Below are 12,140 nucleotides of genomic sequence, written 5' to 3'. Positions count from 1 at the left end.
AGCTGAGAAGCCGGGGATGACGGATTGCTTCTTCCCTCAGCGGCAAAAGTGACGCGGTGTCACTTATTAGACGCAGCGCGCGGAGATAAACGGAAAGGCGAGTTTACCGCGCTGCGCTTTTCGATCAATTTTGGTTTGTTTTCATACGCGTTCCGTTACAACGGCAGCTCCGGCCAGATGATGACAATGAGCGACCCCGCCAGCGTCAGGAGAACATTGGCGATGGCATACGTCCCTGCATAGCCAAGCGCCGGAATATTGCTGCGCGCTGCATCACTGATGATATCCATGGCAGGAGCGCAGGTACGGGCTCCCATGATGGCGCCGAATAGCAGCGCGCGGTTCATGCGGAGGATATAAACGCCGAAGAGAAAACAGATAAATACCGGCACCAAACTGACCAGTAGTCCGGACAGCAGCATTTGCAGACCAATGGCGCCCAGGCTGCTGTTAATGGTGCCGCCCGCGCTAAGACCGACGCCAGCCATAAAGACCATCAGCCCGAACTCCTTCACCATGTTCAACGCTCCCTGCGGGATATAGCCGAAAGTAGGGTGGTTGGCTCGTAGAAAACCCAGCATGATGCCTGCGAACAGCAGCCCTGCGGCGTTGCCGACGCCGAATGAAAAGTGGCTGAACTGGAACGAGATCAGCCCGATCATAATGCCGATGATAAAGAAGGCGCAAAAGGCCAGCAGATCGGTGAGCTGGCTATGAATAGAGATAAACCCGATGCGGTCTGCAATGTTTTTCACTCGTCGGGTGTCGCCGCTGACCTGCAAAACATCCCCTTTGTTCAGCACCACGCCGTCGTCAATCGGCATTTCAATCTGGCTACGGACGATGCGGTTGAGAAAGCAGCCGTGGTCGGTCAGCTTGAGTTGGCTAAGGCGCTTGCCGACGGCATTATGGTTTTTCACCACGATCTCTTCGGTGACGATGCGCATATCCAGCAGATCGCGGTCGAAGACCTCTTTGCCGTCGCGAAAGTTGGGATTGAGCCGGGCGTGGGCATCCGGATAACCGACCAGCGAGATTTCGTCGCCCAGTTGCAGCACCGCATCGCCGTCCGGACTAGCCAGAATACCGTTACGTCGGATGCGCTCGATATAGCACCCTGTTTGACGGTAAATGCCCAACTCACGCAGATTTTTGCCGTCGGCCCAGGCCACCAGCTCCGGCCCGACGCGATAGGCGCGGATAATCGGCAGATAGATCTTGCGCTGACTGTCGGCGTCCAGGCCGCGCTCACGTGCGATTTGCTGAGCGCTGGTCGGCAGATCCTGATGTTGCAGTTTAGGTAAGTAGCGCGCGCCAAAGATCAGGCTAACCAGGCCGATGAGATAGGTCAGGGCATAGCCCAGGCTGAGGTGTTCCTGTTCGATGCCGAGCATGGGCGTGGCTCCGAACGCGTTTCTGAGCGTGTCGCCTGCGCCGACCAGTACTGGAGTTGAAGTCATCGAGCCTGCTAGCATCCCGGCGGTCAGTCCGATCCCCCAGCCGAAAACCTTTCCCAATATCAGAGCAAGTATCAACGCGCTGCCGACCATAATCAGAGCCAGCATCAAATAGTTTTTGCCGTCGCGGAAAAAAATTGAAAAGAAGTTGGGGCCAGCTTCGACGCCTACACAAAAAATAAACAACATGAATCCCAGGCTGAGGGCTTCGGCATTGATGGCGAAATGTTGTTGGCCCAGAAACAATGAGACCACCAAAACTCCAATAGAATTACCAAGTTGTACGGAACCTAGCCTTAACTTCCCTAAACAAAGACCCAAACACAGAACAACGAACAGCAGCAGAATGTAATTCCCGTTTAACAAATCAGCGACGTTTATATTCATGGGATGCAACTTATTTTTTACTATTAAGTTCTTGATATAAAAGTAATTTAGGCTAAATTTACTCCATCACAAGGACGCTGGCGTCGACAGCAGAGTTGCATGAAATGAAGGGAATCAGCCGTGTCTGTAACGATTGGTGTGGCGGTCGCTATTCTAAAAGTTTATTTGCGTGACAACCAGCTGTGTATGCAGATAAAACGCGCCAAGAGCAACGTCTTGGCACATCAGGGAAATACCATGATGGGTGGCCTGTGCTGTATGACGAGGCCGGAAGGTATTGTCACCTGTTTATAGTGAGAAGACGAAGCATGGCAAACAATAAAGGTTGGATTGGGATAATCAGTTGTCTTGTGTTGTTTACACTGGTTTTTCTCAGTCAGAAGATGATGTCGTTCAAAGTGACGACGGTACAAGGGAGTAATGGAGAGCCGGGCATGTTGCTGTTTTTACTGCCAGGTATGATCTCCAGCTATCTGACGGGTTGCGACAGAATGCGCTATACCCTGATTGGCTCCTTGATCGCAGTTCCTCTTTGTCTATGGCTGCTGCGTTCAGGCCATGCATCTTGCGGATCATTCTGGCAAGACCTGGCGTATGTGGTGGTGTCTGTATTCTGGACTCTACTGGGTGGGTTGCTTGTGCTGTTTCTGAGGGCGGTGGTCCGTCATTTTTTTCACAAATAACATTCGAGGGTTCTACTCAATTTCGTCAAAAGAGCCAAGTCATTCGTAGAGTCAGTCTGCTCGATCGATATAAGAAAGGCGCGGGCAGCGCCTTCTGTTGGATCAATGCTCACCAAGTGACGCTGTCACTTGAACAGATTTAGATGTTCTTTCGCATAAGCTTCAAAATCCGTGCAGCCGCCGATGTGCTGCTCATCAAGGAAAATCTGCGGAACGGTCATAACCGGTTTGCCGACGGTTTTCGACAGGTCTGCTTTTGTGATCCCTTCTTCCTGAATATCCACGTAGCGATAGTTGAAGTCATCGCGCTGAGCGGTCAGTTTTTCCGCCAGTTCTTTGGCGCGTACGCAATAGGGGCAACCCGGACGTCCGAAAATTACAGCAAACATGCTTACTCCTTTATTCAAACTTAAATTTAGCCAACCCACCTACTATGCCCGCTCGACCAATTAATAAAAAGCAGTCATTGCCTGTCGTATTGATTTCTTAAGGCTATCGATACCGCAATGATGACGAGCGCATGACGTTGTGAGTCGGGCGGGCTGTCTTATAATTGTGGGCTAAGCGACGTTTGCTGTCGCCTTTGTACCCGTTGATTGTCGCGCTGTCGCCGACTGCCGGCGCGACAGCCCTTTTATTACGCGTGAGGATTGCCATCGTGACTCCCACTATCGATTTACTGTGTCAACACCGCTCCATTCGCCAATTTACCGACCAACCGCTGACGGAAGAGCAGCGTCAGGCCATTTTTCAGTCCGCCCGAAGTGCCTCGACCTCGAGCCTGTTGCAATGCAGCTCGATTATACGTATTACCGATAACGCGGCGCGTCAGGCGCTGGTCACATTGAGCGGCGGCCAGGCGTACGTGGCGCAGGCAGCGGAATTCTGGGTTTTTTGCGCGGACTTCAACCGACACCTACAAATCTTCCCGGCGGCGGAAGTGGGGCTGGCGGAGCAACTATTGCTGGGCTGTATCGATACCGCCATTATGGCGCAGAACGCGCTGGTCGCGGCGGAATCGCTCGGGCTGGGCGGCGTATATATCGGCGGGATCCGCAACCACATCGCAGAGGTAACGGAGTTGCTGGAACTGCCTGAGCAGGTGCTGCCTCTATTTGGGCTGTGCCTGGGCCATCCGGCCGCTCAGCCGGATCAAAAACCGAGACTGCCCGCAGAGTTGGTGATCCACGAAAATACTTACAAGCCGATGGATAAAAGGGTGCTGGCGCAATACGACCAGCATCTGGCGGAGTATTACCAGCACCGCAACGGTAATCAACGAAGCGGTGACTGGAGTGATCATATCAGAACGGCGCTGGCGAAAGAGCAACGTCCATTCATTCTGGATTATCTGCATCGTCAGGGATGGATCAAACGCTGACGGCGCATGGCGTAATAAATACCGGTGTCGAGCCGCACTCCATCTTTCCGTTGGCGATAATGACCACTTGAAAAATGGACTGGCCGTTTAGGCAGCAAAAACAGGGGGACTCGGCGGCGTCGCTATTGATATACTAGGCTCGCGTTCGGGCACAGTGTCAGGCAGCAGAGGTACGATGGCGTTCAATCTGTTTTACGCTATCGTTGTTGTTCGACAGCGTTGTGACTGTTCGTCACTCCCCGCAAGCTTTATGCGCATGCCCAGAGGTGTCGCCGTTGCTTCCACCTGCGGGAGTATTATTCCGGATATAGGCTCACGATAGTCTTGCGGGCCGGTGTTTTTTTTCACTGATAGGTAAGTAATGAGGCAAGTTTATATGGATTCAATCATCGTCCCTGATTTGAATGTGCTACGGCGGTGGCTGGATCAACTGGGCATCATTTATTTCGAATGTGACTCCTGTGAGGCGCTGCATTTACCCCATATGCAAAATTTTGACGGCATATTTGATGCCAAGGTCGATATCGTTGACAAGGTCATCGTATTTTCCGCGTTGGCCGAAGTGAAGCCGACCGCGCTTATCCCGCTGGTGGGAGACCTGAGCCAGACCAATGCCAGTTCTTTGACAGCCAAGGTATTTTTGGACATTCAGGACGACAACCTTCCTAAGCTGATCGCTTGTCAAACCTTTAGCGCAGGCGCGGGGATCACTCTTGAACAGTTCCGCTACTTCATGCAGCAGGCCGAAGAGCAAACGTCGATGGTGATTATGGAAGCTGGCGCCAATAATCTGCTGTTTATTGGCGATGAAGAAGAGAGTCCTGCTAGTCGTGTTATCGCGCCCAGTCTTCATTGATCGTGTTAGTAATCAGTCAATACCATCGCATTTTCTTATTTTTATCCCTCAAGATTTTATTTTAGTTTCATCGCCTATTTGCCATATATTCCACGGCATTTAGGCGACATTGGATGTGTACTAGCAACCAAATACAAGTAAATCCTTCATAAACCCCGGTTTTAACTCCCCTCTATGGTGCCTCCAGTTCAGTACGGTTATGCTTTAAAGCGGTAGGTGTGCATGAGGTCCGCCGTGCTTCGACGGTCAGTCGCTATACTGAATTCTGACGTAAGTCGGTGAAAACACATTGCGAATGCTGCCCAGCTCGACACACTCGCGTTATTGATAGATTCACTGTTGATCCTAATTTATCCCCTGAGATGGAGGACTGAACGGATGTTCACCCAACATATAAAATGGTTATCGGGTGTGGTTGCCGGTGTGCTGATGGCCGCGTCCGTCACGGCATCGGCGGAAGATAAAACGCTGCATGTGTACAACTGGTCTGACTATATTGCGCCGGATACGCTGCAGAACTTCCAGAAAGAGTCGGGCATCAAGGTCGTTTATGACGTGTTTGACTCAAACGAACTGCTGGAAGGCAAACTGATGGCGGGCAGCACCGGATTTGATCTGGTAGTGCCTTCGGCCAGCTTTTTGGAGCGCCAGCTCAGCGCAGGCATTTTCCAGCCGCTCGATAAAAGCCGGCTACCTAACTACCAGAACCTCGATCCTGAGCTGATGAAACTGATTGAGCCTCACGATCCGGGTCATCAATATGCGGTGCCGTATCTGTGGGCGACCACCGGTATTGGGTATAACGTCGACAAGGTTAAAGCGGTACTGGGCAAAGACGCGCCGCTCGATAGTTGGGATTTGGTGCTGAAGCCTGAAAACCTGGAAAAACTGAAAAGTTGCGGCGTTTCCTTCCTCGACGCGCCGGCGGAAATTTATGCCACCGTGCTGAATTATCAGGGCAAAGATCCTAATAGCACCCAAGAGAGCGACTACACCCAATCCGCCAACGACCTGCTGCTGAAGCTGCGCCCGAGCATCCGCTACTTCCACTCCTCGCAATACATCAACGATCTGGCTAATGGCGATATTTGCGTTGCTATCGGCTGGGCAGGGGACGTTATGCAGGCGGCGAACCGCGCTAAAGAGGCGAAAAATGGCGTCAATATCGGCTACAGCATCCCGAAAGAGGGCGCGCTGGCTTTCTTCGACGTGCTGGCGATCCCAAAAGATGCCAAAAATCTGGATGAAGCCTATGCGTTCCTTAACTACCTGCTGAAACCGGATGTGATCGCAGGCGTCACTAACTACGTCTATTACGCTAACCCGAACAAGGCCGCTTTGCCGCTGGTGAAAGACGACGTTAAAAATAATCCGGGCATTTACCCACCGGCCGACATTCGCGCCAAGCTGTTTACGTTAAAAGTACAGTCCCCGAAAATCGATCGCGTGATCACGCGTTCGTGGACCAAGGTCAAAAGCGGTAAATAACGCACCTTCTGACCTCGGCAATCAGGCGGCGACGATCGCCTGATTGCCCCTTCATTTGTCGCAGTCAGCTGACTGTGATGTATCTTGCTTCTGCCGGAGAGCACTATTTTGAACGAAGCGATTTCCCGCCCTCAGTCTAAAACCCAAAAGGCGGCCACTCCGTTGCTGGAGGTCCGCAATCTGACCAAATCCTACGACGGGCAACTGGCCGTCGATGACGTTAGCCTGACCATCTATAAGGGTGAACTCTTCGCTCTGCTCGGTGCGTCCGGCTGCGGTAAATCCACGCTGCTGCGTATGCTGGCTGGCTTTGAACGGCCGACGCAGGGGCAAATTATGCTGGACGGTCAGGATTTGTCGTTAGTGCCGCCCTATCTACGTCCTATCAACATGATGTTTCAGTCCTACGCCCTATTCCCCCATATGTCCGTAGAGAAGAATATTGCTTTCGGCCTCAGGCAGGACAGGCTGTCGCGCGGAGAAATTAAAGATCGGGTGGCGGAAATGCTCTCGCTCGTTCACATGCAGGAGTTCGCCAACCGTAAGCCGCACCAGCTTTCCGGTGGTCAGCGTCAGCGCGTTGCGCTCGCGCGAAGTCTGGCGAAACGCCCCAAGCTGCTGCTGTTGGATGAACCGATGGGCGCCTTGGATAAAAAGCTGCGCGACCGGATGCAGTTGGAAGTGGTGGATATTCTGGAACGGGTCGGCGTTACCTGCGTAATGGTCACACACGACCAGGAAGAAGCGATGACGATGGCGGGACGTATCGCGATCATGAATCGCGGGAAATTTGTGCAGATCGGCGAGCCGGAAGAGATCTACGAAAATCCGACTACCCGATTCAGCGCGGAGTTTATTGGCTCGGTGAACATGTTCGAGGGGCTGTTGCAGGAACGTCAGGACGATGCATTCATCCTACAAAGCCCGGGGCTGGTGCATCCGCTCAAGGTGGCTTCCGACGTCTCGGTGGTCGACGGCTTACCGGTGTCCATCGCGTTGCGACCCGAAAAAATCATGTTATGCGAAAATGAGCCGGAAGACGGCTGCAATTTTGCGGTGGGTGAGGTGGTGCACATCGCTTATCTGGGCGATTTATCGATCTATCACGTTCGTCTTAAAAGCGGACAGGTTCTCAGTGCACAGTTGCAGAACGTCTACCGCTATCGCAAAAATGCGCCGACGTGGGGCGATGAAGTGCGGTTGTGCTGGGATGCGGACAGCTGTGTGGTGCTGACGGTGTAGCTGGGGAGCACACATCAATGACGATCTTATCTGAACAACATCAGACAACGGGGAAAACCGTCGGCCTGCTCAGGCGCTGGCGGATGCGGTATGGCCACAAAGTGGTGATCGCGCTGCCGTATTTATGGCTCCTGTGTCTGTTCATGCTGCCTTTCCTGATTGTTTTCAAAATCAGTCTGGCGGAAATGGCGCGTACGGTGCCGCCCTATACGGACCTGATGACATGGGCCGATGGCACGTTGAATATCGCGCTGAACATCGGTAACTATTTGCAGTTGTTGTCCGATCCGCTCTACATCGAAGCTTATCTTCAGTCGCTGCAGGTCGCGGCGATTTCGACGCTGCTGTGTCTGCTGCTCGGCTATCCGCTGGCCTGGGCGGTTGCCCACAGCAAGCCCTCTACTCGCAATATTCTCTTGCTTTTGGTGATCCTGCCGTCGTGGACGTCGTTCCTGATCCGGGTTTATGCATGGATGGGGATCCTCAAAGAAAACGGCATCCTGAACAACTTTCTGATCTGGCTGGGTGTCATCGACAGTCCTTTGACGATCCTGCACACAAATCTGGCGGTCTACATCGGAGTGGTGTACTCCTATTTGCCGTTTATGGTGCTGCCGATCTACACGGCGCTGACGCGTCTGGACTATTCGCTGGTGGAAGCGTCGCTGGATCTCGGCGCTCGGCCGTTTAAAACGTTCTTCAGCGTGATCGTGCCGCTGACCAAGGGCGGTATTATCGCCGGTTCGATGTTGGTGTTTATTCCGACGGTCGGCGAGTATGTCATCCCGGAACTGCTGGGCGGCCCGGACAGCATCATGATCGGTCGTATTCTGTGGCAGGAATTCTTCAATAACCGCGACTGGCCGGTGGCGTCCGCAGTGGCGACGGTGATGCTGCTCCTACTGATTGTCCCCATCATCTGGTTCCATAAACACCAAAATAAAACGGCGGAGGATCAGGCATGAATGATTTACCCGCAGTGCGATCCCCCTGGCGTATAGTAATTTTGGTGCTGGGATTTACCTTCCTGTATGCGCCGATGCTGATGCTGGTGGTCTACTCATTCAACAGTTCCCGCCTGGTGACGGTATGGGCCGGATGGTCCACGCAGTGGTATACGGCGTTGTTCCATGACTCTGCGATGATTAGTGCGGTTGTGCTCAGCCTGACCATTGCGGCGGCGTCGGCGACGATGGCCGTCGTGATTGGGACGATGGCGTCGCTGGTGATGGTGCGTTTCGGCACCTTTCGCGGTTCGAACGGCTTTGCCTTCATGCTGACTGCGCCACTGGTGATGCCCGACGTTATCACCGGGCTGTCGCTGCTGCTGCTGTTCGTCGCGTTGGGTCATGCTATTGGCTGGCCGGCGGAACGCGGTATGCTGACCATTTGGCTGGCCCATGTCACCTTCTGCTCCGCCTATGTGGCGGTAGTGGTGAGTGCGCGCCTGCGTGAGCTGGACCACTCGATTGAAGAAGCGGCGATGGACTTAGGCGCCACGCCGCTCAAAGTGTTTTTCATCATCACCGTGCCGATGATTGCCCCCGCGCTGGTTTCCGGCTGGCTGCTGGCGTTTACGTTGTCTCTGGACGATCTGGTGATCGCCAGTTTTGTCTCTGGACCCGGTGCAACCACGCTGCCTATGCTAGTCTTCTCCAGCGTGAGGATGGGTGTAAATCCTCAGATCAACGCGCTGGCTTCGTTGATACTCTTGGTGGTCGGCATAATTGGTATCATCGCCTGGTGGTTTATGGCTCGTGCGGAAAAACAGCGGCAGCGCGACATGCAAAAAGCCCGTCAGGGCTGAGCGTCACACGGCGAGTAAGCGCCGGTTCATTAGTCGTGATAACGCCACCTTCATTCGGGGTGGCGTTATGTTTAGGGGGAGAGACCTATTCTGTCTATAAAAAAAGATGTAGTGCGTTTGTACCGACGCGGCACGCCTGTCGCGGTGATGGTGGCGGGAACCGGTATCATCGCCACCCGCTGCGTGGGGCTGGCGTTGGTGATTGGCGAGCTGGGGCCTGGCGGGTTCGGCGGCTGGCTAAGCGACAGCGCAGCGCAATGGGACACCACGCTACTGATGCTGGCGGCGTGGTTGCTGTTCTGCCTTGAGGTTCGTTGCGGTTTTGCGGTGCTGTATGGACGTAACTGGGGACGCTGGTGCTATCTGGCTTGCCAATGTCTGACGATGCTCTACATTCTCATCGCATCGGTGGCAAATGTGTTGCCGCCTATCTTTTATCTGAGCGCCGATGATGAGATGGGTGTGCTTCAACAGCTGCTGGAGCACAAGGCGGCGGATGTGGTCACGCTGCTGCTCCTGTTTGTCCCCAAGCGCAGCCAACGCTTTTTTATGCGTCACAAATAATCTTTCGCTGATGGGGGTGCTACAATTCGCCTCCTTTGGTTTCTTAACAGGTTTCAGATTTACCGTGATGGATTGCGCCCGCTACAACGACGGCACCTGCCGTTCCTGCCAATGGTTGGAAAAAGAGTATCCGCAGCAGTTGGAAGACAAACAGCAGCATCTCAACGAACTGCTGGCAGACCATCCGATTCGTCAGTGGCTGCCCGCGTTTCCTTCGCCGCATAGCGCTTTTCGCAACAAAGCCAAGATGGTGGTGAGCGGTAGTGTCGAGCGCCCGCTGTTGGGCGTACTGCATCGCGACGGTACTCCCGTCGACCTGTGTGACTGTCCGCTTTATCCCGACAGTTTCCAACCTGTCTTCACAGTACTGAAAACGTTTATCGCGCGGGCGGGATTAACGCCTTATCAGGTGGCCCGTCGGCGTGGCGAGCTGAAATATCTGCTGCTCACGGAAAGTCGGTCGAACGGGCATTTTATGCTGCGGTTTGTTTTGCGCTCGGAAACCAAGCTGAACCAGCTGCGCGCGGCTCTGCCGTGGCTGCAGGAACAGCTGCCGCAGCTGGCGGTGATCTCCGCCAACATTCAGCCTGTGCATCAGGCGATCATGGAGGGGGAGCAAGAAATTCCGCTCAGCCGCCAGCAGGTGCTGGAGGAAACGTTCAATCAGATACCGCTCGCCATCCGTCCGCAAAGTTTCTTCCAGACCAACCCTGACGTGGCCGCTTCGCTATACGACACCGCCCGACGCTGGGTGCAAGCGCTGCCGGTCCGCAGCCTGTGGGATCTGTTCTGCGGCGTTGGCGGATTTGGACTTCACTGCGCGACGCCGGAGATGACGTTGACTGGTATTGAAATCAGCGCCGAGGCTATCGCCTGCGCGCGACGCTCCGCCGAACAGCTCGGGCTGAATAAAGTGCACTTTGACGCGCTGGACTCGACGCGGTTTGCCACCGGAGAAGGCGCGGTGCCGGATTTGGTGATTGTGAATCCGCCTCGTCGCGGCATTGGGGACGACCTTTGTCAGTATCTCAGTCGGATGGCTCCGCTGTATATTCTGTATTCCAGCTGTAATGCTCAAAGCATGGCGAAGGATATGTCGCGGCTCGCGGGCTATCGCGTTGAGCAAATCCAACTGTTCGATATGTTTCCGCATACCGCTCATTATGAAGTGCTGACCTTGCTGAAGCGGGTAGCGTAAATTCAGCGCAGGGTTTCAGACCGAAATAATGTCGATGGGAAACGTCTGCGAGTTGAATCAGGCAGGCGATGCAAAGCATGAAAAGGGAGAGCGGTGATGAATGGGGCGGGATGAAGTCGGGCTGCACCGCAGCCCGATGACGTTAGCGAGTGTTGGACTTACTGCGCCGGGAACCACTTATCGCTAATCGTTTTATAAGTGCCGTTCGCCTTCACATCGCTCAGCGCCTGATTCAATTTCGTCAGTAAGGCGGTGTTGTCCGGACGTACGGCAATCCCCAGACCGATGCCGAAGTAGACCGGGTCGGTGATTTTTTCACCCACCGTCCCCAGTTCAGGACTGTTTTTCAGCCATTCATTGACGACAGCGGTATCACCGAATACCCCATCGATGCGGCCGTTTTTGAGGTCAATGATGGCGTTTTGGTAACTATCGTAAGACACCGTCTGTATCTCAGGATGTTTGTCATTGAGGTATTTTTGGTGAGTGGTGCCGTTTTCCATACCGATACGCTTGCCTTTGAGATCGGCAAATGTAGCGAACTTACCTTTCTGCGAGATCACAATGGCGGAATTGGCATAGTAAGGCTGTGAAAATGCGACCTGCTTGCTGCGTTCCGATGTGATGTCCATACCGGAAATGACGGCGTCGTAACGACGGAATTTCAGTGCCGGGATGAGGCTGTCGAAAGCCTGATTGGTGAAAGTACATGTCGCCTTCATCTGATCACACATCGCCTTGGCCAGATCGATATCGAAGCCGGCGATCTGATTATTCGCGTCCATGAATTCGAACGGCGGATAAGTCGCCGAAGAGGCAAACCGAATGCTGTTTGCTGCCGTCGCGCCAAAGGTCATTCCCGCCAACAGCGTGGCAAGTACCCATTTCTTCATTGTGTTCACTCCAGATCGTTATTGTTAGACGAAATCATGTTCCGCCCTAGAGGCTTACCTTGCCATTGAGTGAATTTATATGCAAATAAACTAACTGTAAATTCAATAATGCAAAAGGCGATTGACGGTACTAAAGAAGAGGAACGCTCGCCGATAAGCGACGCATCTCATTCATCGGGCGGGC

General features: G+C 53.7%; 12 protein-coding genes. 9 read left to right on the top strand and 3 right to left on the bottom strand.

The genetic code is table 11. From position 1 onward, the window contains the following. Positions 1–155 precede the first annotated feature (155 nt). The gene (locus tag BLU64_RS08685) at positions 156–1,844 is read right to left on the bottom strand and encodes an aspartate:alanine antiporter (RefSeq protein ID WP_026743423.1); all 1,689 of its coding nucleotides are present in this window, start codon (positions 1,842–1,844) and stop codon (positions 156–158) included. 308 nt (positions 1,845–2,152) lie between these two features. Between BLU64_RS08685 and ybjM the strand changes: the two genes are divergently transcribed. Further along, on the top strand, positions 2,153–2,527 hold the full coding sequence (ybjM, locus tag BLU64_RS08680; RefSeq protein ID WP_026743424.1) for an inner membrane protein YbjM: 375 nt from the start codon (positions 2,153–2,155) through the stop codon (positions 2,525–2,527). 125 nt (positions 2,528–2,652) lie between these two features. Here ybjM and BLU64_RS08675 read toward each other — a convergent pair whose 3' ends face one another. Next, the gene (locus BLU64_RS08675; protein ID WP_026743425.1) at positions 2,653–2,916 is read right to left on the bottom strand and encodes a GrxA family glutaredoxin; all 264 of its coding nucleotides are present in this window, start codon (positions 2,914–2,916) and stop codon (positions 2,653–2,655) included. Between the two features lie 269 nt (positions 2,917–3,185). Between BLU64_RS08675 and nfsA the strand changes: the two genes are divergently transcribed. From nfsA to rlmC, 8 genes are all read left to right on the top strand, one after another. Beyond that, positions 3,186–3,908, top strand: a complete 723-nt coding sequence (nfsA, locus tag BLU64_RS08670; protein WP_026743426.1) for an oxygen-insensitive NADPH nitroreductase — start codon at positions 3,186–3,188, stop codon at positions 3,906–3,908. 376 nt (positions 3,909–4,284) lie between these two features. Next, positions 4,285–4,764 (top strand): type III secretion system chaperone family protein, encoded by a 480-nt coding sequence (locus tag BLU64_RS08665; protein ID WP_026743427.1) that lies wholly within the window; start codon positions 4,285–4,287, stop codon positions 4,762–4,764. A gap of 378 nt (positions 4,765–5,142) precedes the next feature. Further along, positions 5,143–6,252 carry a spermidine/putrescine ABC transporter substrate-binding protein PotF gene (gene potF / locus BLU64_RS08660; RefSeq protein ID WP_026743428.1) on the top strand — a complete coding sequence of 370 codons (1,110 nt, stop codon included), beginning with the start codon at positions 5,143–5,145 and terminating at the stop codon, positions 6,250–6,252. A gap of 108 nt (positions 6,253–6,360) precedes the next feature. Beyond that, on the top strand, positions 6,361–7,494 hold the full coding sequence (gene potG / locus BLU64_RS08655) for a putrescine ABC transporter ATP-binding subunit PotG (RefSeq protein ID WP_026743429.1): 1,134 nt from the start codon (positions 6,361–6,363) through the stop codon (positions 7,492–7,494). Positions 7,495–7,511: 17 nt separating this feature from the next. Next, on the top strand, positions 7,512–8,459 hold the full coding sequence (gene potH / locus BLU64_RS08650; protein ID WP_074728406.1) for a putrescine ABC transporter permease PotH: 948 nt from the start codon (positions 7,512–7,514) through the stop codon (positions 8,457–8,459). Next, a complete protein-coding gene (gene potI / locus BLU64_RS08645) occupies positions 8,456–9,301 on the top strand; it encodes a putrescine ABC transporter permease PotI (RefSeq protein ID WP_026743431.1) in 846 nt (281 codons plus the stop codon). The genes potH and potI overlap by 4 nt, the downstream gene beginning before the upstream one ends. A 111-nt stretch (positions 9,302–9,412) precedes the next feature. Beyond that, a complete protein-coding gene (locus tag BLU64_RS08640) occupies positions 9,413–9,865 on the top strand; it encodes a YbjO family protein (RefSeq protein ID WP_036153256.1) in 453 nt (150 codons plus the stop codon). A gap of 67 nt (positions 9,866–9,932) precedes the next feature. After that, on the top strand, positions 9,933–11,063 hold the full coding sequence (gene rlmC / locus BLU64_RS08635; protein ID WP_074728404.1) for a 23S rRNA (uracil(747)-C(5))-methyltransferase RlmC: 1,131 nt from the start codon (positions 9,933–9,935) through the stop codon (positions 11,061–11,063). Positions 11,064–11,221: 158 nt separating this feature from the next. Here rlmC and artJ read toward each other — a convergent pair whose 3' ends face one another. Continuing rightward, positions 11,222–11,956, bottom strand: a complete 735-nt coding sequence (artJ, locus tag BLU64_RS08630) for an arginine ABC transporter substrate-binding protein (protein ID WP_026743434.1) — start codon at positions 11,954–11,956, stop codon at positions 11,222–11,224. Positions 11,957–12,140 lie beyond the last annotated feature (184 nt).

This window comes from Lonsdalea quercina, assembly GCF_900107885.1.
In the GTDB taxonomy this organism is placed as follows: Bacteria; Pseudomonadota; Gammaproteobacteria; order Enterobacterales; family Enterobacteriaceae; genus Lonsdalea; species Lonsdalea quercina.
The sequence above is the reverse complement of the archived record's forward strand: the minus strand, read 5'-3'. Positions and strand labels throughout refer to the sequence as shown.

What these genes read in the sequence shown, in the direction of transcription:
- BLU64_RS08685 (WP_026743423.1), bottom strand. Translation starts at nt 1,844, where the DNA reads ATGAATATAAACGTCGCTGATTTGTTAAACGGGAATTACATTCTGCTG.
- ybjM (WP_026743424.1), top strand. Translation starts at nt 2,153, where the DNA reads ATGGCAAACAATAAAGGTTGGATTGGGATAATCAGTTGTCTTGTGTTG.
- BLU64_RS08675 (WP_026743425.1), bottom strand. Translation starts at nt 2,916, where the DNA reads ATGTTTGCTGTAATTTTCGGACGTCCGGGTTGCCCCTATTGCGTACGC.
- BLU64_RS08665 (WP_026743427.1), top strand. Translation starts at nt 4,285, where the DNA reads ATGGATTCAATCATCGTCCCTGATTTGAATGTGCTACGGCGGTGGCTG.
- potF (WP_026743428.1), top strand. Translation starts at nt 5,143, where the DNA reads ATGTTCACCCAACATATAAAATGGTTATCGGGTGTGGTTGCCGGTGTG.
- potH (WP_074728406.1), top strand. Translation starts at nt 7,512, where the DNA reads ATGACGATCTTATCTGAACAACATCAGACAACGGGGAAAACCGTCGGC.
- potI (WP_026743431.1), top strand. Translation starts at nt 8,456, where the DNA reads ATGAATGATTTACCCGCAGTGCGATCCCCCTGGCGTATAGTAATTTTG.
- rlmC (WP_074728404.1), top strand. Translation starts at nt 9,933, where the DNA reads ATGGATTGCGCCCGCTACAACGACGGCACCTGCCGTTCCTGCCAATGG.
- artJ (WP_026743434.1), bottom strand. Translation starts at nt 11,956, where the DNA reads ATGAAGAAATGGGTACTTGCCACGCTGTTGGCGGGAATGACCTTTGGC.